The sequence below is a fragment of the Bradyrhizobium sp. Ash2021 genome (assembly GCF_031202265.1).
Classification (GTDB): Bacteria; Pseudomonadota; Alphaproteobacteria; order Rhizobiales; family Xanthobacteraceae; genus Bradyrhizobium.
Window position 1 is genome coordinate 7,417,791 of record NZ_CP100604.1, and the last position, 21,909, is coordinate 7,439,699.

At 62.9% G+C, this 21,909-nt stretch carries 20 protein-coding genes; 16 read left to right on the plus strand and 4 right to left on the minus strand.

Translation table 11 applies throughout. From position 1 onward, the window contains the following. Positions 1 to 38 precede the first annotated feature (38 nt). The gene (locus NL528_RS35745; RefSeq protein WP_309179074.1) at positions 39 to 296 is read right to left on the minus strand and encodes a DUF6894 family protein; all 258 of its coding nucleotides are present in this window, start codon (positions 294 to 296) and stop codon (positions 39 to 41) included. A 308-nt stretch (positions 297 to 604) separates the two neighbouring features. Here NL528_RS35745 and pqqA point away from each other — a divergent pair, with 308 nt between their 5' ends. From pqqA to NL528_RS35780, 7 genes are all read left to right on the plus strand, one after another. After that, the gene (gene pqqA, locus NL528_RS35750; protein ID WP_309185130.1) at positions 605 to 685 is read left to right on the plus strand and encodes a pyrroloquinoline quinone precursor peptide PqqA; all 81 of its coding nucleotides are present in this window, start codon (positions 605 to 607) and stop codon (positions 683 to 685) included. 149 nt (positions 686 to 834) lie between these two features. Continuing rightward, the gene (gene pqqB / locus NL528_RS35755; protein WP_309179075.1) at positions 835 to 1,764 is read left to right on the plus strand and encodes a pyrroloquinoline quinone biosynthesis protein PqqB; all 930 of its coding nucleotides are present in this window, start codon (positions 835 to 837) and stop codon (positions 1,762 to 1,764) included. Positions 1,765 to 1,769: 5 nt separating this feature from the next. Further along, positions 1,770 to 2,540, plus strand: coding sequence for a pyrroloquinoline-quinone synthase PqqC (gene pqqC / locus NL528_RS35760; protein WP_309185133.1), 771 nt, complete (start codon positions 1,770 to 1,772; stop codon positions 2,538 to 2,540). Between the two features lie 9 nt (positions 2,541 to 2,549). Continuing rightward, the gene (gene pqqD / locus NL528_RS35765; protein WP_309179076.1) at positions 2,550 to 2,858 is read left to right on the plus strand and encodes a pyrroloquinoline quinone biosynthesis peptide chaperone PqqD; all 309 of its coding nucleotides are present in this window, start codon (positions 2,550 to 2,552) and stop codon (positions 2,856 to 2,858) included. Further along, entirely contained in the window at positions 2,855 to 4,063 is a 1,209-nt protein-coding gene (pqqE, locus tag NL528_RS35770; RefSeq protein ID WP_309179077.1) for a pyrroloquinoline quinone biosynthesis protein PqqE, read from the plus strand. The genes pqqD and pqqE overlap by 4 nt, the downstream gene beginning before the upstream one ends. Beyond that, positions 4,053 to 5,042, plus strand: a complete 990-nt coding sequence (pip, locus tag NL528_RS35775; RefSeq protein ID WP_309179078.1) for a prolyl aminopeptidase — start codon at positions 4,053 to 4,055, stop codon at positions 5,040 to 5,042. The genes pqqE and pip overlap by 11 nt, the downstream gene beginning before the upstream one ends. A gap of 12 nt (positions 5,043 to 5,054) precedes the next feature. Beyond that, complete coding sequence (locus NL528_RS35780; protein WP_309179079.1) at positions 5,055 to 5,708, plus strand: DUF4286 family protein; 654 nt, start codon at positions 5,055 to 5,057, stop codon at positions 5,706 to 5,708. Positions 5,709 to 5,772: 64 nt separating this feature from the next. Here NL528_RS35780 and NL528_RS35785 read toward each other — a convergent pair whose 3' ends face one another. Further along, the gene (locus tag NL528_RS35785; protein ID WP_309179080.1) at positions 5,773 to 6,216 is read right to left on the minus strand and encodes an acyltransferase; all 444 of its coding nucleotides are present in this window, start codon (positions 6,214 to 6,216) and stop codon (positions 5,773 to 5,775) included. 371 nt (positions 6,217 to 6,587) lie between these two features. Between NL528_RS35785 and NL528_RS35790 the strand changes: the two genes are divergently transcribed. The 9 genes from NL528_RS35790 (at position 6,588) to NL528_RS35830 (ending at position 18,984) form a co-directional block, all read left to right on the plus strand. Further along, complete coding sequence (locus tag NL528_RS35790) at positions 6,588 to 8,387, plus strand: FAD-dependent oxidoreductase (RefSeq protein WP_309179081.1); 1,800 nt, start codon at positions 6,588 to 6,590, stop codon at positions 8,385 to 8,387. After that, positions 8,357 to 10,204: a 2-oxoacid:acceptor oxidoreductase subunit alpha gene (locus NL528_RS35795; protein WP_309179083.1), complete on the plus strand. Its 1,848-nt coding sequence runs from the start codon at positions 8,357 to 8,359 to the stop codon at positions 10,202 to 10,204. Before NL528_RS35790 ends, NL528_RS35795 begins: the two co-directional genes overlap by 31 nt. Further along, positions 10,201 to 11,256, plus strand: coding sequence for a 2-oxoacid:ferredoxin oxidoreductase subunit beta (locus NL528_RS35800; RefSeq protein ID WP_309179084.1), 1,056 nt, complete (start codon positions 10,201 to 10,203; stop codon positions 11,254 to 11,256). Before NL528_RS35795 ends, NL528_RS35800 begins: the two co-directional genes overlap by 4 nt. Positions 11,257 to 11,531: 275 nt before the next feature. Further along, positions 11,532 to 14,378 (plus strand): bifunctional transaldolase/phosoglucose isomerase, encoded by a 2,847-nt coding sequence (locus NL528_RS35805; protein ID WP_309185134.1) that lies wholly within the window; start codon positions 11,532 to 11,534, stop codon positions 14,376 to 14,378. 12 nt (positions 14,379 to 14,390) lie between these two features. After that, a complete protein-coding gene (gnd, locus tag NL528_RS35810) occupies positions 14,391 to 15,386 on the plus strand; it encodes a phosphogluconate dehydrogenase (NAD(+)-dependent, decarboxylating) (RefSeq protein WP_309179085.1) in 996 nt (331 codons plus the stop codon). A gap of 5 nt (positions 15,387 to 15,391) precedes the next feature. After that, positions 15,392 to 16,903, plus strand: a complete 1,512-nt coding sequence (gene zwf / locus NL528_RS35815) for a glucose-6-phosphate dehydrogenase (protein WP_309179086.1) — start codon at positions 15,392 to 15,394, stop codon at positions 16,901 to 16,903. A 2-nt stretch (positions 16,904 to 16,905) separates the two neighbouring features. Continuing rightward, positions 16,906 to 17,658 (plus strand): 6-phosphogluconolactonase, encoded by a 753-nt coding sequence (gene pgl / locus NL528_RS35820; RefSeq protein WP_309179087.1) that lies wholly within the window; start codon positions 16,906 to 16,908, stop codon positions 17,656 to 17,658. Positions 17,659 to 17,686: 28 nt separating this feature from the next. Then, positions 17,687 to 18,175, plus strand: coding sequence for a gluconokinase (locus NL528_RS35825; protein ID WP_309185136.1), 489 nt, complete (start codon positions 17,687 to 17,689; stop codon positions 18,173 to 18,175). Then, the gene (locus tag NL528_RS35830) at positions 18,172 to 18,984 is read left to right on the plus strand and encodes a Cof-type HAD-IIB family hydrolase (RefSeq protein ID WP_309179088.1); all 813 of its coding nucleotides are present in this window, start codon (positions 18,172 to 18,174) and stop codon (positions 18,982 to 18,984) included. Before NL528_RS35825 ends, NL528_RS35830 begins: the two co-directional genes overlap by 4 nt. A gap of 21 nt (positions 18,985 to 19,005) precedes the next feature. Here the strand turns inward: NL528_RS35830 and NL528_RS35835 are convergent, their stop codons facing one another. Then, positions 19,006 to 20,010: a L,D-transpeptidase gene (locus NL528_RS35835; protein WP_309179089.1), complete on the minus strand. Its 1,005-nt coding sequence runs from the start codon at positions 20,008 to 20,010 to the stop codon at positions 19,006 to 19,008. A gap of 75 nt (positions 20,011 to 20,085) precedes the next feature. Next, a complete protein-coding gene (locus tag NL528_RS35840; RefSeq protein WP_309179090.1) occupies positions 20,086 to 21,891 on the minus strand; it encodes a glycoside hydrolase family 15 protein in 1,806 nt (601 codons plus the stop codon). Between the last annotated feature and the right edge of the window lie 18 nt (positions 21,892 to 21,909).

Here is a 21,909-nt window from a genome sequence, read left to right on the forward strand (position 1 = left end):
CGGGTTCGCACGTTGCACGTGCGCCCCGGAATGACAGGCTAATGCTTCGTGATGGAGCGGTCGGGGACGTCGAGGATCGCCTCGGTGAACGGAAATTCAAGCACCACCTCGCCGGCGTCATCGGTCACTTCGATGACCGCCTTCAACAGGGCGCCGTCGGCACCCTCGGTTTTCAGCAGTTCCCGGATCATGGCGCGCGCCATTTCCCAGGCGCGGTCCGGGTCACGGAGCACTTCGCCCTCGGGGTCGGCGATCAGCTCATCGCCGATACGGGTGTTGAAGAAATATCGTGGCATCGGCGGAAACCTGCTCCGGTAGTGGCCCCCCGCAATCGGAAGGCCGGTTGAATCTCACAAGTTCTTTATCCGGAACCGTCAACGCTCCGTCGACCCAAAAGCTGGTATCGGTGGCGATGCAAACAACCGCGAAATGCTTGATCGCCCGATGTTTTGGCCACGACCGCCCGCACAACTCCGTGAATTCTCTTGCAACGCAGCATAACCCCGGAGCGGCTTATGACAAAAGATTTCACTGGCGAACTTTTTGATCCGAACTACCTTACGATGGAGGGCGGAGTTCGTCCGGTTCCAAAAAGGAGAGCCAAATGGCCTGGAAAGCACCAAAGATCGTCGAAGTGCCGGTCGGCATGGAAATCAACATGTATATGTGCGCGACCCGCAGGTAAGCGGCAGCGACACTTAGACGTCTAGCGCAGGTGGACCTCCGGGCCTGACACGTTCCCGATCGTGGAACCATGTCACAGGCCGGTGTCCACCTCGTGGCGTTTCTATCACCAGCGTTTTTATCAAGCGTTTAATCTCCAGGAGACGGATCATGCTTCGCGTCGTCGTCCTGGGCGCCGCGGCAGGTGGTGGCGTTCCGCAGTGGAATTGCGGATGTCCGGTGTGCCGGACAGCGCGAAGCGAGCATCCCGAGCTTCAGAGCACCCAAGCCTCGATCGCGGTCAGCGCCGACGGCCAGCATTGGTTCCTGATCAACGCCTCTCCCGATCTTCGCCAGCAACTGATCGCGACGCCGCAGCTGCATCCCAAGGCTGGAAAGCTTCGTCACAGTCCGATCGCGGGCGTGATCCTGACCAACGGCGAAATCGATGCCGTCGCCGGGCTGTTGTCGATGCGCGAGGGCTCGCCATTCACGATCTACGGGCATCAGCGGGTGCTTGCGATCCTGAAATCCAACAGCATATTTAATGTGCTGAACGAGAAGAACGTGAAGCGGCAGCCGATCGCGGTGGATCTGGCCTTCGAGCCGATGCTGCCCGATGGCTCGCCTTCCGGGCTGGAAGTGCTGCCGTTCGAGGTTCCCGGCAAGGGCGCGTGGTATCTCGAGGGCAAGGCCCATCCCGCCGGCGGCGACGGCGTGGGCGATACGCTCGGGCTTCGGATTGGCGACAAAGCGAGCGGCAAATACTTCTATTTCCTTGCCGCCTGCGCCCGCGTGACCGACGATCTCAAATCCCGGCTTGCCGGGGCGCCGCTGATCTTCTTCGATGGCACGGTGTGGCGCGACGACGAATTGGTGGTCGCGGGGCTCGGTAACAAGACGGGACAGGGCATGGGACATATTTCGATGTCCGGCGATCACGGCGCGATCGAGAGCCTCAAGGGCCTCGATATCGGCCGAAAGGTGTTTTTGCATATCAACAACTCCAACCCGGCGCTGCTGCGCGGCTCGGACGAGCGCAAGGCCGCCGAACATGCCGGCTGGCAAATCCCGGCGGACGGAACGGAGATCACGCTGTGAACGTCATGACCACCAATGCCACGAGCGCGCTATCGATCGGCAAGGGCGTCCCGCTCAACAATGCGGGCGAGCTGGAGGCGGCGCTGCGCCACATCGGTGCGACGCGCTATCACAACCTGCATCCGTTTCACCGGCTGTTGCACGGCGGCAAGCTGAACAAGGGCCAGGTCCAGGCCTGGGCGCTCAACCGCTACTTTTATCAGAGCACGATCCCGCTGAAGGACGCCATGGTGATCTCGCGTTTTCGCGATCGCGCCACCCGCATCGAATGGCGACACCGCATCGAGGACCACGACGGCGACATCGGCAGCGAAGGCGGCATCGAGCGCTGGCTCAAGCTGACCGAGGGACTAGGGCTCGACAGCGCCTATGTGGAGTCGACGGAAGGCATCCTCCCCGCGACGCGCTTTGCGGTCGAAGCCTACGTGCATTTCTGCCGCGACAAGACGCCGCTGGAGGCGATCGCCTCCTCGCTCACCGAATTGTTCGCGCCGAACCTGCATGAAGAGCGCATCTCCGGGATGCTGAAGCACTATGATTTCGTCAATCCCGACATCATGAGCTATTTCAGCCGCCGCCTGACCCAGGCGCCGCGCGATGCCGGTTTTGCGCTGGAATACGTCAAGCAGCACGCCAAAACCCCGGCGGAGCGCGAGGCGGTCTGCAACGCGCTGATCTTCAAGACCAATGTGCTATGGGTTCAGCTCGACGCGCTGTATCATGCCTATGTCGACGGGCACATCCCGCCCGGCGCGTTCGTGCCGAAACCGGACTAGAGGCTGAAGATGGCCAGCCGCAACATCAGTGTCAGCGAGGCGAGCCGGCCGGTATTGCCGCGGCATACCAGGCTGAAATTCGATGAGACGCGGCAGGTCTGGGTGATTCTGGCGCCGGAGCGGGTGCTGGCGCCGGACGAGATCGCGGTCGAAGTGCTGCAGCTTTGCGACGGCGTCCGCAGCGTCTCCGACATGGTCGACCAGCTCGCCGCCAAATACGCCGCCGACCGCAATGATATCGCGACCGACGTGATCGCGATGCTGCAGGACCTCGCCGACAAGGGATTTCTCACGCAGGCGCGCGAGACGACGTCATGAGTGAAATTCTCAGCCAGGGCAACGCGGCATCCCCCGGCCCCAGCGACGGGCTCGCGGTGCTGGAAGGCCGCCGCTCGACCGCGGAAACCTTTGGCATTCCGCTCGCCGTGCTCGCCGAGCTGACGCACCGCTGCCCGCTGCAATGCCCTTACTGTTCCAATCCGGTCGAACTCGATCGCGGCAGCAGCGAACTGACCACCGAGGAATGGAAGAAGGTTTTGACCGAACTCGCCGAAATCGGCGTGCTGCAGATCCATTTCTCCGGCGGCGAGCCGACCGCGCGCAAGGACCTAGTCGAACTGGTGCAGCACGCCAGCGACGTCGGGCTGTACAGCAACCTCATCACGTCGGCGGTGCTGCTGACAAAAGAAAAACTTTCCGCACTGGCCGATGCCGGGCTGTGCCATGTGCAGATCAGTTTCCAGGGCAACGAACCCGTCGTCGCCGACCGCGTCGCCGGGCTGAAGCACGCGCATGCGAAGAAGATCGAGGCCGCGAAATGGACGCGCGAACTCGACCTGCCGCTGACCGTCAATGCGGTGATGCATCGCCAGAACCTGCATCAGCTGTCCGACATCATCCAGATGGCGGTCGATCTCGACGCCGACCGGCTCGAGGTAGCCAATGTCCAGTATTACGGCTGGGCGCTGAAGAACCGCGCCGCGCTGATGCCTACCGTCGCGCAGATCGAGGAGACCAGCCGCATCGTCGAGGAAGCCGCCGTACGGCTGAAGGGCGTGCTCGCGATCGACTATGTGGTGCCGGATTACTACGCGCTGCGACCGAAGAAATGCATGGGCGGCTGGGGCCGGCAGTTCTTCAACATCTCGCCCGCCGGCAAGATTCTGCCGTGCCATGCCGCCGAGAGCATCACCGGACTGGAATTCGAATCGGTGCGCTCGAACCATTCGATCGCCTGGATCTGGCAGAATTCGGAAGCCTTCAACCGCTATCGCGGCACCGGATGGATGCCGGAGCCGTGCAAGAGCTGCGAGTTCCGGGAAGTCGATTTCGGCGGCTGCCGCTGCCAGGCCTTTGCGCTGACCGGGGACGCCGGCAATACCGATCCGGCCTGCACGCTGTCGCCGATGCATGAGCAGATCTTCAAGCAGGCCGAGCGCGAGGCCGCCGCGCACCAGGACCGTTTCCTCTATCGCAATTTCGCAGGCGGCACGCTGGAGACGGAAGGCGACCATGGCGCCTGACGCCGACGCCGGCAAATCCTCACATCACCGATCCGATCCGTTCGCGCCGCTGACCTCCGAGCAGCTCGCCGTCGGCGACGGCCACGAGATCTATGTCGAAAGCGTCGGCCGCATCGGCGGCATTGCCGCGGTCTATCTGCATGGCGGGCCCGGCAGCGGCTGTCAGCCCGATCACCGCCGGCTGTTCGATCCCGAACGTTTCCACGCCATTCTGTTCGATCAGCGCGGCGCCGGCCGCAGCCGCCCGAAGGGACGGCGCGAGGACAACACGCTCGCGCATCTGATCGCGGACTTGGAAAAAATCCGCGAAAGATTCGGCTTTGAGCGCTGGATGGTGGTCGGCGGCTCCTGGGGCGCGACGCTGGCGCTGGCCTATGCGCAGGCGCATCCCAACCGCGTCAGCGGCATCGTGCTGCGTGCCACCTTCCTCGGCACCCGCGCCGAACTCGAAAACGCGTTCCTCGATGTGCTGCCGCGCTTCTATCCCGGTCTCCACGAGGACTTCCTCAGCGCGTTGCCGCCGGAGGAGCGCGGGCAGCCGCTCGATGCCTATTGGCGGCGTATCCTCGATTCCGATTTCGCCGTTCATGGCCCGGTCGCACGGGCCTGGCACGACACCGAACGCATCCTGTCGGAGCACACCCCCAATCGCGCAAGGCTGGATCTGCCGTCGCTGAATTCCTCGCGGGCGCTCCCGGCGACGCCGTTCTTGGAAGCGCATTATTTTGCCAACGACTGCTTCATGCAGCCGAACCAGATCATCGCCGGCGCGGACAAGCTCGCGGGCATTCCCGGCATCATCGTGCAGGGCCGCTATGACCTGCTGTGCCCGCCGGCCACCTCGCATGCGCTTGGCTCGGTGTGGCGCGACGCCGAGATCAGGTTTGTCGAGGGCGCCGGACATACGCTGTACGATCCCGGCGTCCGCGACGCCGTGATGAAGGCGGTCGCCGACCTCGCTTCCAGAATGACCAGATAAGGATTTTCAAAGATGCCGCTGGCCGGAAAAGGCATGCTGCTGACGTCGATGGATATAGGCCCCGCCGACGAGGCCGAGTTCAACCGCTGGTACGACCGCGAGCATCTCGAAGAGCGCGTCGCCATCGACGGCTTTATCGAAGCCCGGCGCTATGTCGCCCATGACGGAAAACCGAAATATCTCAGCCTGTACTCGACCGCGACGTTCGAGGTGCTGGACAGCCCGGCCTATCGCACCGCGCTGGCCAACCAGACCGCGTGGTCGAAGGCCAACATCTCCCGCTTCAAGAACATGATTCGCGCGGTGGCGCGCATTACGATTAGCCGCGGAACGGGCCGCGGCGCGGCGCTCGGCATCATCCGCCTTCGCCCGGCCGCTGGCAGTGCGGAAACGCTGCGCACCGCGCTGCGGGATCATCTCGATCCGGCAAAACTCGACGGGATCATCTCCATGCACCTGATCGAGAGCGATCCTCTTCTGTCGAAGCCGATCACCGACGATCCCTCGGCCCCCAATCCCGGCGCCGGCGACTGGTTCGTGCTGATCGATGCCACGGACGTGAATGCGGTCCCGGCGGCCGCGGCGTGTTTCGCCGCATTCAAGGCCGAGGCGGTATCGAGCGGCGTCTACAATCTGATGTGGGATATCGCGAAAAGCGATCTTTAGAGAGTTAGGACCTGACCGGCGCGTGCGGCCTCGAAGAGCGATCCAAACCGGACGGCATGGTCTGTCAAGAATTCCCTGGTCCAACGTTGCGCCGGTAGGCCGCATCCATGTAGGGCTGGCCAAGCGCCGGTGCCGCGATGAAAAAATTGGCGACCCACTCGGCCAGGGTCTCCTTGAACTGCGGCGGTCCCCACATCAGTAGCGCCAGAAACGTCAGCGTCATGCAGAACACGAAGGTGGGATAGATGCGGCTGAAGCGCGCGATGGCGAAGCCGACCGCCGTCCGTCCCTCCGCCGAATAGGCAATCACGAAACCGCTGATCACGAAGAAGGCAGGCACACCGAGAAAGCCGTACTTCGCAATCGGCGTCAGCCAGGGAATCGCAGGTATCCCGTTAGAGCCCGGCCCCCAGAAGCCGAAATGGTACAAGACAACACCCAACACCGCGACGAGGCGCAACAGATCGAGCGCTTCAACGCGCGGCGTTTGAGGGGCGTTTGGCGGCATGGAGCTCAACATTCCCTTAGGAACTGCGAACGCCGGCGACGCTAGCTGCGGCCGATGAAGGGGCCATTAATGGAACACCTTGAGCCGGGCTTAAGAAATTCTTCTGGGAAGCAAAGGATTCCTGCCGATTCCGGCGACGGCGAACTGCAGCGCACATGCTGCACTGCCGCATCACGCGTGATGACATTGAATGTCAGGCCGGTCATGCAGTTGAAAGCTGGAGATCGCCCAAAATTGCCTTTGTGCAGCGTCTGGAATGGCTCTAATAAGATAAGCCTATGATCCAATTCAAAAACCACAAGAACGCCACTGAGCGTTCGCAGGCAAAATAAGGCCGCGCTGTTCTCGATGTTCACGCGGACAAGGTAGGAATGAAACCGACTGATATCTCGGCGCCGGACTACTTTCACAAAGTGGTCGATTGCCAATGGGCCTGCCCCGCTCACACGCCAGTTCCCGAATACATCCGTTTGATTGCCGAGGGGCGTTATAGCGACGCCTATATGATCAATTGGAAATCGAACGTGTTTCCCGGAATCCTGGGACGCACCTGCGATCGACCCTGCGAGCCGGCGTGCCGCCGCGGCCGCGTCGAGGAAACCCCGGTTGCGATCTGCCGCCTCAAGCGCGTCGCGGCCGACTTCAAGGACGACGTCAAGCATCGCATGCCGAAGCTGGCGGCGAAGAACGGCAGGCGCATCGCGATCGTCGGCGGCGGTCCCGCCTCGCTCACGGTGGCGCGCGATCTCGCCCCGCTCGGCTATCACTGCACCGTGTTCGATTCCGACCCCAAGGCGGGCGGCATGATGCGGACCCAGATTCCGAAATTCCGGCTGCCGGATTCGGTGATCGACGAGGAAACCGATTACATCCTCAACCTCGGCATCGAATTCAAGGGCGGCCATCGCATCGACAGCCTGAAGAAGCTGCTCGGCGAAAATTACGACGCGATCTTCGTCGGCTCCGGCGCGCCGCGCGGCCGTGAGCTCGATATCCCCGGCCGCAAGGAAGCGGCGGCCAATGTCCACATCGGCATCGAGTGGCTGGCCTCGGTCTCGTTCGAGCACGTCAGCAAGATCGGCAGGCGCGTGATCGTGCTTGGCGGCGGCAACACCGCGATGGATTGCTGCCGCACCGCGCGCCGCCTCGGCGGCGAAGACGTCAAGGTGATCGTGCGTTCCGGCTTCGAGGAAATGAAGGCGAGCCCCTGGGAAAAGGAAGACGCGCTGCACGAGGATATTCCGATCCTCAATTTCATGGTGCCGGTCGCCTTCACCCATGACGGCGGCAAGCTCACCGGCGTCACCTTCCAGAAGGTGAAGGCGGAATACGACGCCAAGGGACGGCGCAATCTGGTGCCGTCGGGCGAACCGGACCAGACGATTCCCTGCGACGACGTGCTGGTTGCCGTCGGCCAGGAGAACGCCTTCCCCTGGATCGAGCGCGATTGCGGCGTCGAATTCGACAAATGGAACATGCCGCAGGTCGATCCAACAACCTTCGGCTCGACCAATCCAAAAGTGTTCTTCGGCGGCGACGCGGCGTTCGGCCCGAAGAACATCATCTGGGCGGTGGCGCACGGCCATGACGCCGCGCTGTCGATCCACAAGCTGCTCTCCGGCGAAGACATTACCGAGCGTCCGCTTCCTGAAGTGCATGTCTCGTCGCAGAAGATGGGCATCCACGAGTGGAGCTATGACAACGATATCTCCGGCGACAAGCGCTACAAGGTTCCGCACCGCGACAAGGTGATCGCGCTGAAGGATATCCGCACCGAGGTCGAACTCGGCTATGACGTCAAGCTCGCGCTCGGCGAAGCGCAGCGCTGCCTGAATTGCGATATCCAGACCGTATTCTCCGCGCCCGCCTGCATCGAATGCGATGCCTGCGTCGACATCTGCCCGATGGATTGCATCACGTTTACAGAGAATGGCGAGGAAGCGGATTTGCGGGAGCGGCTGAAGGCGCCCTCGCCGCATCACGACCAGGCGCTCTACGTCGCCGACGGGCTCAAGACCGGGCGCGTGATGGTCAAGGACGAAGACGTCTGCCTGCACTGCGGCCTCTGTGCCGAGCGCTGCCCGACCGGCGCCTGGGACATGCAAAAGTACCTCATCGATATGACTCACGCGGGATCAACATGTCAGTCCAAAGCCCGATCAGCAGCGTAAACGACTTCGTCGTCCGCTTCGCCAACGTCAACGGCTCGGGTTCGGCCAGCGCCAACGAGTTGTTTGCGCGTTCGATCCTGCGCCATGGCGTGCCGGTCAGCCCACGCAACATCTTCCCCTCCAACATCCAGGGCCTGCCGACCTGGTACGAGGTGCGCGTCACCGAGGAAGGCCATCTCGGCGCCCGCGGCGGCGTCGACATGATGGTGGCGATGAACCCGCAGACCTGGGACAAGGACGTCGCCTCGATCGAGCCCGGCGGGTATCTGTTCTACGATTCGACCAAGCCGATGCCGTCGTCGAAATTCCGCGCGGACATCACCGTGATCGGCGTGCCGCTGACCGCGATCACCAACTCGACCTACACCGATCCGCGCCAGCGCCAGCTGTTCAAGAACATCATCTATCTCGGCGCGCTCTGCGCGCTGCTCGACATGGACCCGAAGCTGGTCGAGCAACTGATTGCCGAACAGTACAAGGGCAAGGAAAAGCTCCTGTCCTCCAACGTCCACGCGCTGCATCTCGGCCGCGACTGGGCGCTGCAGAATTTGAAATGCCCGCTTGGGCTGCGCGTCAAGAAGGCCGACAAGGTCGGCGACCGCATCTTCATCGAAGGCAACAGCGCGGCTGCGCTCGGCGCCGTCTATGGCGGCGCCACCGTCTGCGCCTGGTATCCGATCACGCCGTCATCGTCGGTGGCGGAAGCCTTCACCAGCCACTGCAAGAAATACCGCCACGACCCCGCGACCGGAAAAGCGAAATATGCCATCGTGCAGGGCGAGGACGAACTCGCGTCGATCGGCATCGTGATCGGCGCGGCCTGGAACGGCGCCCGCGCCTTCACTGCGACATCAGGACCGGGCGTCTCGCTGATGACCGAATTCATCGGCTTGTCCTATTTTGCCGAGATCCCCGCTGTAATCATGAACATCCAGCGCGCCGGTCCCTCGACCGGCATGCCGACGCGCACCCAGCAATGCGACATCATCGCCTGCGCCTACGCGTCCCATGGCGACACCAAGCATGTCCTGCTGTTCCCGGAAGATCCGGCCGAAGCCTTCGAATTCGCGGCGCAATCGTTCGACCTCGCCGAGCGGCTGCAGACCGTGATCTTCGTGATGCTCGATCTCGATATCGGCATGAACCACCGGCTCTCTCGTCCGCTGAAATGGGACGACGCCAGGCAATATGACCGCGGCAAGGTGATGACCGCGGAGATGCTCGACGACGGCCGCGACTTCGGCCGCTATCTCGACGTCGACGGCGACGGCATTCCCTACCGCACCTATCCGGGCACGCATCCCACCAAGGGCTCGTACTTCACCCGGGGCACGTCGCGCGACCGTTACGCGCGCTATTCCGAGGAAGGCGCTGTCTATGCCGACAACATGCAGCGGCTGGTGCGCAAGTTCGAGACCGCGCAGGATATGGTGCCGCGGCCGTTGCAGGCCAATGCAGCCAAGCCGACCAAATATGGCGTGATCTATTTCGGCTCGACGTCGCCGGCGATGGACGAGGCGATCGGGCTGTTGGAAGCGCGCGGGCACCAGCTCGACCGCTTGCGGATCCGCGCCTTCCCGTTCCACTCCAGCGTGGCGAGCTTCATTGCCGATCACGACTTCGTCTACGTGGTCGAGCAGAACCGCGACGCCCAGCTTCGTTCATTGATCGTCAACGAAAACGGCATCGATCCGGTCCGACTGATTCCGATCCTGCACTATGACGGCACGCCGATCACCGCGCGGTTCATCGCCGGCGCCATCGGCGACCATCAGGACCATCTCAAGGTCACTCCTCTGCGCAAGGCCGTGTCATGACCTACATTGCAAAACCGAAATTCAGCCATCCCGGCCTGCCCAGGAACGAGCTCGGCTTCACCCACCGCGATTACGAGGGCAAGATTTCGACGCTGTGCGCCGGCTGCGGCCACGACTCGATCACCGCCTCGATCATCGAGGCCTGCTTCGAGCTGTCGATCGAGCCGCATCGCGTCGCCAAGATTTCCGGCATCGGCTGCTCCTCGAAAACGCCGGACTATTTCCTCGGCAATTCGCACGGCTTCAACTCGGTGCATGGCCGGATGCCGTCGGTCCTGACCGGCGCCAATCTCGCCAACCGCGACCTGATCTATCTCGGGGTCTCCGGCGACGGCGATAGCGCCTCGATCGGCTTCGGCCAGTTCGCGCATTCGATCCGGCGCGGCGTCAACATGACCTATATCGTCGAGAACAACGGCGTCTACGGCCTGACCAAGGGCCAGTTCTCGGCCACCGCCGACCGCGGCTCGAAGTCAAAGAAGGGCGTGACCAACACCGACAACGCCATCGACCTGGTCGCGATCGCGCTGCAGCTCGGCGCGACCTTCGTGGCGCGGAGCTTTTCCGGCGACAAGTCCCAGCTGGTGCCGCTGATCGCCGCCGCCATCGAACACAAGGGCGCAGCTTTCATCGACGTGATCAGCCCCTGCATTGCCTTCAACAACCACAGCGGTTCGACCAAGAGCTTTGACTATGTGAGGGAGCACAACGACGCGGTGAACCGCCTCGACGTCATCACCGGCCGCGACCCGATCACGGTCGATTACGCGCCGGGCACCGTGCAGGTGGTCGAACAGCACGACGGCACGCGACTGGCGCTGCGCAAGATCGACGCCGATTATGACGTGCATGACCGCCTGGCGGCGATGACGTTCCTGCAGAAGCACGCCGCCAAGGGCCAGATCGTTACCGGCCTGCTTCACATCGATCCCGAAGCAAGCGACCTGCACGATCATCTCGACACCGTCGCGGCGCCGCTCAATACGCTCGACGAGGCGGCGCTGTGCCCGGGTTCCGCCGCGCTGGACAAGATCAACGCCAGCCTGCGCTGAAGCAGACGATCGCAATCGCAGGGTTACCTCTATCTGAGACCCCTGAGGCGGGACCGCCGTCACTAACCACGGCTGTCGTCACAAAATTGTGCAAAGATTGCAGCGATTCCATGGGATCAAATCCAGGGGATCGAACTGGCGTGAACGGCGTTATCCCCCTCGCGATACGCATGTTCCGCCCGGCAGCCCCGCCAACCAATTGTTGACATTCCGGCCTCCCGCCCGAAAGCTGTCGGGAACCCGAGAAAATGACCAGATCGAACAGAACAGGCACCATGAATCCCGTCAAAGCACTCGAAAACCACGGCCAGGCAGTCTGGCTGGATTTTTTGGCCCGTGGCTTCGTCGCCAAAGGCGACCTCAAGCAGCTGATCGACACCGATGGTGTCAAAGGCGTCACCTCGAACCCGTCGATCTTCGAAAAAGCGATCGGCAGTTCGGACGAATATGACGGCGCGATCGGCAATGCCTTAAAAAAGGGCGATCGCCCGGTCGCCGACCTGTTCGAGCACCTCGCGATCGAGGACATCCAGCACGCCGCCGACGTGCTGCGCCCGGTCTATGACCGATTGGACGGCGACGACGGTTTCGTCAGCCTCGAAGTGTCGCCGTATCTGGCGATGGACACCAAAGGCACCATCGCGGAAGCCGAGCGGCTCTGGAAGGACGTCAAGCGCAGGAATTTGATGGTGAAGGTGCCGGCGACACCGGAGGGCCTGCCCGCGATCGAACATCTGATCGGCGAAGGCATCAGCATCAACATCACGTTGCTGTTCGCGCAGAAGGTTTATCGCGAGGTGGCGGAGGCCTATCTGAAGGGTCTGGAAAAATACGTCGCCAAGGGCGGCGATCCCTCTCACGTCGCCAGCGTCGCGAGCTTCTTCGTCAGCCGCATCGATAGCGCCGTCGACAAGCAGCTCGATGAGAAGATCGCCAAGGCGAACGACCCGAGCGAGAAAGAACGCCTGGCCGCACTGAAAGGCAAGATCGCGATCGCGAATGCAAAGCTCGCCTATCAGGACTACAAGCGGCTGTTTTCGGGCGCGCGCTGGGACCGGCTCAAAGCCAAGGGCGCAAAGCCGCAGCGGCTGCTGTGGGCTTCCACCGGCACCAAGAACAAGGCGTACAGCGATGTGCTCTATGTCGAGGAGCTGATCGGTCCCAACACCGTCAACACCGTGCCGCCGGCCACGCTGGACGCATTCCGCGATCACGGCAAGCCGCGCGACAGCCTGGAAGAGAACATCGAGGACGCGCGTCACATACTCGAAGAGCTGGAAAAATCCGGCGTCTCGCTCGACGCGATCACAGCGGAACTGGTCAAGGACGGCGTCAAGCAATTCGCCGATGCCGCCGACAAGCTGTATGGCGCGGTCGCGCACAAGCGCGCGGCGTCGCTCGGCGGCGGCATCGATCACCAGAAGCTGGCGCTCGGCCCCGGCATCGCGAAGGCGGTCGAGAAGAGTACCGAGGACTGGCGCGCGTCGGCCAGGATCCGCAGGCTTTGGCAGCAGGACAAATCGGTCTGGACCAATGACGACGAAAACAAATGGCTGGGCTGGCTCAACAGCGCCGCGGCAGCCGACGTCGCCGACTACCAGGATTTTGCGCAGCGCGTGAAGGGACAGAAGTTTACCGACGCCGTGGTGCTCGGCATGGGCGGATCGAGCCTCGGTCCCGAAGTGCTGGCGGAAACCTTTGCGAAGAAAGCGGGCTTTCCGAAGCTGCACGTGCTCGACTCCACCGATCCGGCGCAGGTGCGCGCGATGGAGGCGGCGATCGATATTTCCAAAACCCTGTTCATCGTCTCCAGCAAATCCGGCGGCACCACCGAGCCGAACGCGATGAAGGATTATTTCTTCGATCGGGTTTCCAGGGCGATCGGGGCCGACAAGGCCGGGCATCGCTTTATCGCGGTGACCGATCCCGGTTCCTCGCTGGAGAAGGTCGCAACCAAACAAGGTTTTGCGCGCATCTTCCACGGCGATCCCACGATCGGCGGGCGTTACTCCGTGCTGTCGCCGTTCGGCCTGGTGCCGGCGGCGGCCGCCGGCATCGACACCGGGAGCCTGATCAGGCACACGCTTGCCATGGTGCGCTCCTGCGGCGCCGACGTGCCGCCGCATGAAAATCCCGGCGTGCAGCTCGGGCTTGCGCTCGGCCTCGCCGGTCTCGACGGCCGCGACAAGGTCACCATTTCATCGTCGAAGAAGGTTGCCGATTTCGGTGCCTGGGCCGAGCAGCTGATCGCGGAATCGACCGGCAAGGACGGCAAGGGCCTGATCCCGATCGACGGCGAACCGCTGGGCGATCCCTCCCTCTACGGCAACGACCGCTTCTTCATCGACCTGCGCACCGAGGGCGAGGATGACACAGCCCATGACGACAAGCTCGCCGCGCTGGAGGCCGCCGGACACCCCGTCGTCCGCATCGTCATGAAGTCGATCGACCACATCGGCCAGGAATTTTTCCGGTTCGAGATGGCGACCGCGGTGGCCGGCGCCGTTCTCGGCATCAATCCGTTCAACCAGCCCGACGTCGAAGCCGCCAAGATCAAGACGCGCGAGTTGACCGGCGCCTTCGAGCGGTCAGGCGCGTTGCCGGCGGAGCAGCCGGTGATGGCAACGGCAGAAGCCGATATCTATACCGACGAAGCCAACGCGGCGGCGCTGCGCAAGGCCGGCGCCGACGGCGATCTCGGCTCCTGGATCAAAGCGCATCTGTCGCGCTCGGGCAGCGGCGACTATGTCGCGCTGCTGGCCTATATCGAGCGCGACAAGGCCTTCATCGAGGCGCTGCAGAAGATGCGGCTTGCGGTGCGCGACAAGCGCCACGTCGCAACCTGCGCCGAATTCGGGCCGCGCTTCCTGCACTCGACCGGGCAGGCCTACAAGGGCGGCCCCGACAGCGGCGTGTTCCTGCAGATTACCGCCGACGACGCCGAGGATTTGCCGGTGCCGGGCCAGAAGGCCAGTTTCGGCATCATCAAGGCGGCGCAGGCGCGCGGCGATTTCGACGTGCTCACAGAGCGCGGCCGGCGTGCACTTCGCGTCCATCTCAAGGGCAGCCTGGGGCCGGCGCTCGCCGCGCTGGACGCCGCGATCACCGAAGCGCTTACTTAAGGAAATTCCAGCATGCAGCTTGGTATGATCGGCCTCGGCCGGATGGGCGGCAATATCGTCCGCCGGTTGATGAAGAGCGGACATACGGCCGTGGTTTACGACAAGGATCCCAAAGCGGTCGCGGCACTCGCGGCCGACGGCGCGGTCGGCGCGAATTCGCTGGAGGATTTCATCGCCAAGCTGACCAAGCCGCGCACCGCCTGGGTGATGCTGCCGGCCGGCAAGATCACCGAGGCGACCATCGATGCGCTTGCAAAGCTGATGCAGGCCGACGACGTCATCATCGACGGCGGCAACACGTTCTGGCAGGACGACGTCCGCCGCGGCAAGGCGCTCCGGGAGCGCGGGCTGCATTATGTCGACGTCGGCACTTCGGGCGGCATCTGGGGCATCGAACGCGGTTATTGCATGATGATCGGCGGCGACAAGGGAGTGGTCGGCCGGCTCGATCCGATCTTCAAGACACTGGCGCCGGGCATCGGCGATATCCCGCGCACGGAGAGCCGCGAAGGCCGCGATGCCAGGATCGAGCAGGGCTATATCCACGCCGGTCCGGTGGGCGCCGGACACTTCGTCAAGATGATCCATAACGGCATCGAATATGGCCTGATGCAGGCCTATGCCGAGGGTTTTGACATCCTGAAGAACGCCAATATCGACGCGCTGCCGCCGGAACATCGCTTCGATCTGGATATCGCCGATATCGCCGAAGTCTGGCGGCGCGGCAGCGTGATCCCGTCATGGCTCTTGGATCTCACCGCCTCGGCCCTCGCGACGAACCAGACGCTGGATAACTACTCCGGCTTCGTCGAGGATTCCGGCGAGGGCCGCTGGACCGTCAACGCCGCGATCGACGAGGCCGTGCCCGCCGAGGTGCTGACCGCGGCGCTGTTTGCGCGCTTTCGCTCGCGCAAGGAGCACACCTTTGCCGAAAAGATTCTTTCGGCGATGCGCGCGGGCTTCGGCGGCCACAAGGAACCACCGAAGAAGCCGGGTTCAAAGGCCTGAGATAGATGACCGTTAGTCAAGCGAAACAAAAACAGCCCGATCCCTGCTCCATCGTCATCTTCGGCGTGACCGGCGATCTCGCCCACCGGCTGGTGATCCCTGCGCTCTATAACCTCGCCGCAAACGACCTGCTGCCGGAAAATTTCTGCATCGTCGGCATCGCCCGCAAGGGCATGTCGAGCGAGCAATTGACCGAGAGCCTGACCAAAGGTCTGCACCAGTTCGCCACCCGCAAGGTCGACGACGCGCTCGCCAGACGGCTGCTCGCCTGCGTCACCTGCATCGAGGCCGATCCGAAGGACCCGGCGTCATTCGATGCGCTGCGCGATCGGCTCGACAGGCTTGAGGCCGCGCGCCAGACCGGCGGCAATCGGCTGTTTTATCTTGCAACACCCCCGAGTGGCTTCCTGCCGATCAGCCGCGAACTCGGCCGCGCCGGCATGCTGGCCGAAAACGGTTCGTGGCGGCGGCTGGTGATCGAGAAGCCGTTCGGCACCGATCTGGCCTCGGCGAGGACGCTGAACAACGAATTGCTGAAGCTCGTCGACGAGCATCAGATTTACCGGATCGATCATTACCTCGGCAAGGAAACCGTCCAGAACATCCTGGTGCTGCGCTTCGCCAACGGCATGTTCGAGCCGATCTGGAATCGCAATCACATCGACCATATCCAGATCACCGTCGACGAGAAGCTCGGCGTCGGCCATCGCGGCAGTTTCTATGACGTGACCGGCGCGCTGCGCGACATGGTGCCGAACCATCTGTTCCAACTGCTGTCGCTGGTGGCAATGGAGCCGCCGGTGAAGTTCAACGCGCACGCCGTGCGCTCGGAAAAGGCCGAAGTGCTGGCGGCGATCCAGACCCAGACCGAGCAGGAGGCGCTGCAAAACTCGGTGCGCGGACAATACCGGGCCGGCAGGATCGGCGACACCGAGATCGAGGACTATCGCCGGACCGCGGATGTCAAGCCCACCAGCACCACCGAGACTTACGCCGCGCTGAAACTGACCATCGACAACTGGCGCTGGGCCGGCGTGCCGTTTTATCTGCGCACCGGCAAGGCGCTCGGCGCCAAGCGCACCGAAATCGCGATCAAGTTCAAGCAGGCGCCGTTCGCGATGTTCCGCGACACGCCGGTGGACCGGCTGTCGCAAAACTACCTGATCATCTCGACCGAGCCGACCGAAGGCATCGCGCTGCAGTTCAATACCAAGGTGCCGGGACCGGCCGTTAACATCGACGGCGTCGAGATGAAATTCCGCTACAAGGATTACTTCCAGGCCGAACCCTCGACCGGCTACGAGACGCTGATCTACGACTGCATGATCGGCGACAACATCCTGTTTCAGCGCGCCGACAGCGTCGAGGCCGGCTGGCGGGCGGTGCAGCCGTTTCTGGACGCCTGGAAGAACGCCGGCGGCAAGGGACTGAAGATCTACGAACCCGGCAGTGAGGGCCCCGAAGAGGCCAACGATCTCCTGGAGCGCGACGGCCGAAGCTGGCGAAAGCTGACCTGACCATGGCCATCGGCGATCATCGCAAGGTCATCGCAGTCGCTGACCCGGCGGCGCTGGCGAAAGCCGCCGCGGAACGCGTTATCGCCAGGATTGCGGCGAATCCCGGCCGCGTCGCGATCTGCCTGACCGGCGGGTCGAGCCCGAAAGCGCTCTACCAATTGCTCGCGACCGAAGCGTATCGCGGCAGTATCCCCTGGGATCGCGTCCACTGGTTCATCGGCGACGAGCGTTTTGTGCCGGCAGGCGATCCGCTCAACAATATGAGCATGGCGCGAAAGGCCTTTCTGGACCAATGCGCCCCCGCATCGAACATCCATCCGATTCCGACCGACACCGCCCGTCCCGATAATCCCGATAAAAGCGCCGAGCTCTACGAACACGCGTTGAAATCGTTCTATGGCGCTGACGAACTGGACCCTGCCCGCCCTTTGTTCGATCTCGTGCTGATGGGCGTCGGTCCCGATGGCCATACCGCCTCGCTGTTTCCGGACTACCCGGCGCTGGACGAAACCCAACGCTGGGTGGCCGGCGTCCCCAGGGCGCATGTCGAGCCGTTCGTGCCGCGGGTCACACTGACCCTGCCCGCGCTGGCCTCGTGCCGCGAGATGCTGTTCGAGGTCGCAGGCTCCGAAAAGCAGGCGATCTTGACGCGGCTATTCGCAGCCGAGAACCTGCCGGCGAACCGCGCGCAATCCCTGGGCGAGACGATCTGGCTGGTGGATCAGGCGGCGCTGCCGGAGAATTTTCGTGGGTGATGCGGCCAACCCTTGCGCGTTGGTGGTGATGGGCGTTTCCGGCTCGGGCAAGAGCACCATCGCCGACCGCCTGGCCACACGCCTCGGCTGGCGTTGCGAGGACGGCGACAAGTTTCACCCGGCAAGCAATGTCGCGAAAATGAGTGCCGGCCATCCCCTCACGGACGAGGACCGCTGGCCCTGGCTGCAGGCGATTGCCGACGAGATCGACCGCGTCTGCAAAGCCGGCCAACGCGCCGTCATCGCCTGTTCGGCGCTGAAACACGCCTACCGCGACATTCTCGTGCACGGGCGCCACGACGTCCGCATCGTCTTTCTCGACGGAACATATGATCTGATCGCGGGCCGGCTCGCCGCGCGCAAGGGGCATTTCATGCCGCCGGGATTGCTGACCAGCCAATTCCAGACATTGGAGCCGCCGGACGCAAACGAACATCCCGTGACGGTATCGATCGATGCGACGGTCGAGACAATCGTCGATGACATCATCCGCCAATTGAAATTGGAACACTCATGACCCGCACCGCCCTTGTCGTCTCCGATGTCGATGGCACGCTCTTGACGAAAGACAAGGTCCTCACCGAAGCCGCCAGGGCCGCGGTGCGCAAGCTGCACGCAGCCGGCATCGGCTTCACCATCGTCTCCAGCCGGCCAACGATCGGGATGGGATTCTTGATCGCGCCGCTTGCGATCAAGCTGCCGGTCGGCGCCTTCAACGGCAGCTCGATCGTCGATGCGCAACTGAATCCGATCGAGCAGCATCTGATACCGCCCGCGACCGCCCAGCGCAGCCTCGATGTGCTCACCGAATTCGGCGTCGATATCTGGCTGTTCACCAACGATCGCTGGTACACGCGCAACCCGGACGGCGAATACGTTCCGCACGAGAAGCGCGCGATCAAGCATGACCCTTCCATCATCGCGGATTTCACGCCTCATCTCGGCGCCGCCTGCAAGATCGTCGGCGCCAGCTCGGACGCGGCGCTGCTGCAACGCTGCGAAGCGGTCATGCAGGATGCGGTCGGCACAAAGGCCACCGCGGTTCGCTCGCAGACCTACTATCTCGACGTCACGCCGCCCGGCCACGACAAGGGCACATTCGTCGAGGCGATGGCGAGGCGGCTGAGCATTTCGACCGACGCGATTGCGACCATCGGCGACATGCAGAACGACCTGGCGATGTTTGCCAAAAGCGGTATCTCGTTCGCAATGGGCAACGCCACCGACGACGTCAAGAAACGCGCCACCCACGTAACCGAAACGAACGAGAACGACGGCTTCGCCAGGGCGATCGAGAGGGTTCTGGAGATCAACCAGCTTGCTTAGCGGCACGATATGTTCGGGCCCTCACCTCTGCGCGTTCCTGTCACTCGGCACACCTTCAACGAACTCCACCGGCGTGCCTTTCTTGATATTGCCGGCGAGCCAGGTCGCATCCCAATTGGTTAGCCGGACGCAGCCGTGCGATTCGGATTTGCTGATCTTGCCGGGGTTCGGCGTGCCGTGGATGCCGTAACCCTCGGCCGAAAGTCCGATCCAGTATACTCCCACCGGATTGTTCGGCCCCGGGTTGATGGTGAAGGGTCGCTTGGACCGCACTCCCTTGAACTTGTACTGAGGGTTGTAGCGGTAAGTCGGATTGGCATCGACGGAGACGACTTTCAGGGTCCCGCCCGGCGTAGGCTTCTCCTCGCTGCCGACGGTGGCCGGAAAGACACCGACCAGTGCGCCTTGTGGATCGAATGCCCTGACCGCCTGTCGGGATTTGTCGACCTCTACGCGGCCAATCGTTACCTTGCCTGGCCTGTCGAGGACGTTCGCCACAAAAATGGTGTCGCCGGCCCGGTCGAATTTTTTTCCGGGATTGAGCGCCGACAGCAGTGCTTCGCTCATGTGAAACTTTTCGGCGATGGCTTCCTGCGAACTGGTGTAGCTCAGCGCCTTCAAGTCCTTCATGGCCTCCATCTTCGCTGGAAGCTTTTTCAGAAACGGCCCCTTCACGTCGCCTGCGGCGATCGTGTACTGGGTGATGACGGGATCCTGACCGGTCTGGGTAAGCGTCGTCCACAGCTCCGGCGTAATCGTCTTCTGAAAGGTCAGGCTTTTCGCGTCGGCAAAGGCTCGCAGCGCCTTTTGGGTGTTTTCGGCGAGCTTGCCATCAATTTCGCCGGGAGAGAACAGTGCGCGGTCGAGAAGAATTTGTACCTTCACGATCCCCGCGTCCGCTTTGTCTTCGGCCGGAAGCTTGCCGCGGAATTCGGCATTGTTGATTGCGGTCGCATCGAAATTGGCCGGCACCGCGGGGCTCGACAATAAGCACACAAGAGCAGCCGCAACGAACAGGCGAGCCATCCGTCAACCTCCTCGCATTTCCCCAGATAATCGACGATGGACTCACAAGTTCCACGCGACGCGCGATGGATCGAGCTATTTCGACCGCTGCACCGCCGGCTTCTCGGCGGTTTTCATGGCGTCGCTGAGGTTATGCGCGGTGTTGATCAGCGCAATATGCGTCAGTGCCTGCGGGAAATTGCCGGTCTGGCGGCCGGCGCCGGGGTCGAATTCCTCGGCTAGCAGGCCGAGATCGTTGGCGACCGCGACTACGCGGTCGAACAGTGCTTGCGCCTTTGCGGTCTCTCCCGCCAGCACATAGGCGTCGGCGAGCCAGAGGCTGCAGGCCAGGAACGCGCCTTCGATCGGCTGCTTTTCGTCGGATACTTCGCGGGGATCGTGCCGCAGCACGAATCCGTCCCGCATCAGATATTTTTCGATCGCGGCCAGCGTGCCGCGAACGCGAGGGTCCGACGGCGGAAGGAACCCGACCGACGGCAGCATCAGGATGCTGGCATCGAGCAGTTTCGAACCATAGGACTCCACGAACGCGTTTAGTTCAGGATCAAAGCCGTTTTCGCAGGTCTCGCGATGGATGGTATCGCGCAGGGTCCGCCACTTCTCGAGCGGCGCCTTGAATCCGAATTTTTCGGCGCTCTTGATGCCGCGGTCGAAGGCGACCCAGGTCATGACTTTCGACGAGACGTAATGCCTGCCGTCGCCGCGCCGTTCCCAGATGCCGTGGTCCGGCCGATCCCATTCGTCCGCGAGATGCTCGAGCACAGTGCATTCGAGCGCCCAGCTTCCTTCGTCGAGTTGCAGCTTCGCCATCCGTGACTGGTGGAAAGCGTCGATCAGCTCGCCATAGACATCGAGCTGCAGCTGCGCATGCGCGGCGTTGCCGACCCGGACCGGCTTTGCTCCTTCGTAACCGGGCAGCCAGCCAGCTTCCCATTCCAGCAGGCGCCGCTGGCCCATGATGCCATACATGATCTGCATGTTGGCCGGCGATCCCGCCACCACCCGCAGCAGCCAATTATGCCAAGCGGCCGCTTCTTCGGTGTAGCCCGAGTTCATCAGCGCCAGCAGCGTGAAGGTGGCATCGCGAAGCCAGCAAAAGCGATAATCCCAATTGCGTGCGCCGCCGAGCTTTTCCGGCAACGAGGTCGTGGGTGCGGCGACAATGCCGCCGGTCGGAGCATAGGTCAGCGCCTTCAGCGTGATCAGCGAGCGCATGACGAGATCGCGATTGCCGCCGTCATAGCTGCAATGGCTGCACCATTCGGTCCAGAAATCTTCGGTATCCTGCAAGGCTTGTGCCGGATCGATCGGCTCGGGGACGGGCAGATGCGAAGGTCCGTAGGTGAGGACGAAGGGGACGGTTTCACCCTCGCTTACTTCGAAATCGGCCACCGTGGTCAAATCTTCGCCGCGGGTCTCGACCGGCGTTCGCAGCACCGTCATGTCCTGCCCGCAAATTGCGAGCAGCCCTGATCTGCCCGGGTTTTTCTTGACCCAGGGAATGTCGGTACCGAAGCCGAACCGGATCACCAGCTGCATCCGCAGCTTCACCCGGCCGCTGATGCCGCGCACCAGCCGGACCACGTCGGAGGCCTTGCCGCGCGGCGGCATGAAATCGATCAGCGCAACCACGCCGTCGGCGGTCTCGAATCGCGTTTCCAGGATCAGCGTGTTGTCCCGGTAACGCCGCGAGGTCTTTGTGATTTTGCCCGAGGGTGCGATCTGCCAGCGGCCGTTCTTCGATGTCCCGAGCAATGCCGCAAAGCAGGCGTCGGAATCGAACGCCGGCCAGCACAGCCAGTCGATCGATCCGTCGCGGCCGACCAGCGCTGCGGTCTCGCAATCGCCGATCAGCCCATAGTCTTCGATTCGGCACGACACGTTTCAATACCGTTTTAG

What these genes read in the sequence shown, in the direction of transcription:
- NL528_RS35745 (WP_309179074.1), bottom strand. Translation starts at nt 296, where the DNA reads ATGCCACGATATTTCTTCAACACCCGTATCGGCGATGAGCTGATCGCC.
- pqqA (WP_309185130.1), top strand. Translation starts at nt 605, where the DNA reads ATGGCCTGGAAAGCACCAAAGATCGTCGAAGTGCCGGTCGGCATGGAA.
- pqqB (WP_309179075.1), top strand. Translation starts at nt 835, where the DNA reads ATGCTTCGCGTCGTCGTCCTGGGCGCCGCGGCAGGTGGTGGCGTTCCG.
- pqqC (WP_309185133.1), top strand. Translation starts at nt 1,770, where the DNA reads ATGACCACCAATGCCACGAGCGCGCTATCGATCGGCAAGGGCGTCCCG.
- pqqD (WP_309179076.1), top strand. Translation starts at nt 2,550, where the DNA reads ATGGCCAGCCGCAACATCAGTGTCAGCGAGGCGAGCCGGCCGGTATTG.
- pqqE (WP_309179077.1), top strand. Translation starts at nt 2,855, where the DNA reads ATGAGTGAAATTCTCAGCCAGGGCAACGCGGCATCCCCCGGCCCCAGC.
- pip (WP_309179078.1), top strand. Translation starts at nt 4,053, where the DNA reads ATGGCGCCTGACGCCGACGCCGGCAAATCCTCACATCACCGATCCGAT.
- NL528_RS35780 (WP_309179079.1), top strand. Translation starts at nt 5,055, where the DNA reads ATGCCGCTGGCCGGAAAAGGCATGCTGCTGACGTCGATGGATATAGGC.
- NL528_RS35785 (WP_309179080.1), bottom strand. Translation starts at nt 6,216, where the DNA reads ATGCCGCCAAACGCCCCTCAAACGCCGCGCGTTGAAGCGCTCGATCTG.
- NL528_RS35790 (WP_309179081.1), top strand. Translation starts at nt 6,588, where the DNA reads ATGAAACCGACTGATATCTCGGCGCCGGACTACTTTCACAAAGTGGTC.
- NL528_RS35795 (WP_309179083.1), top strand. Translation starts at nt 8,357, where the DNA reads ATGTCAGTCCAAAGCCCGATCAGCAGCGTAAACGACTTCGTCGTCCGC.
- NL528_RS35800 (WP_309179084.1), top strand. Translation starts at nt 10,201, where the DNA reads ATGACCTACATTGCAAAACCGAAATTCAGCCATCCCGGCCTGCCCAGG.
- NL528_RS35805 (WP_309185134.1), top strand. Translation starts at nt 11,532, where the DNA reads ATGAATCCCGTCAAAGCACTCGAAAACCACGGCCAGGCAGTCTGGCTG.
- gnd (WP_309179085.1), top strand. Translation starts at nt 14,391, where the DNA reads ATGCAGCTTGGTATGATCGGCCTCGGCCGGATGGGCGGCAATATCGTC.
- zwf (WP_309179086.1), top strand. Translation starts at nt 15,392, where the DNA reads ATGACCGTTAGTCAAGCGAAACAAAAACAGCCCGATCCCTGCTCCATC.
- pgl (WP_309179087.1), top strand. Translation starts at nt 16,906, where the DNA reads ATGGCCATCGGCGATCATCGCAAGGTCATCGCAGTCGCTGACCCGGCG.
- NL528_RS35825 (WP_309185136.1), top strand. Translation starts at nt 17,687, where the DNA reads ATGGGCGTTTCCGGCTCGGGCAAGAGCACCATCGCCGACCGCCTGGCC.
- NL528_RS35830 (WP_309179088.1), top strand. Translation starts at nt 18,172, where the DNA reads ATGACCCGCACCGCCCTTGTCGTCTCCGATGTCGATGGCACGCTCTTG.
- NL528_RS35835 (WP_309179089.1), bottom strand. Translation starts at nt 20,010, where the DNA reads ATGGCTCGCCTGTTCGTTGCGGCTGCTCTTGTGTGCTTATTGTCGAGC.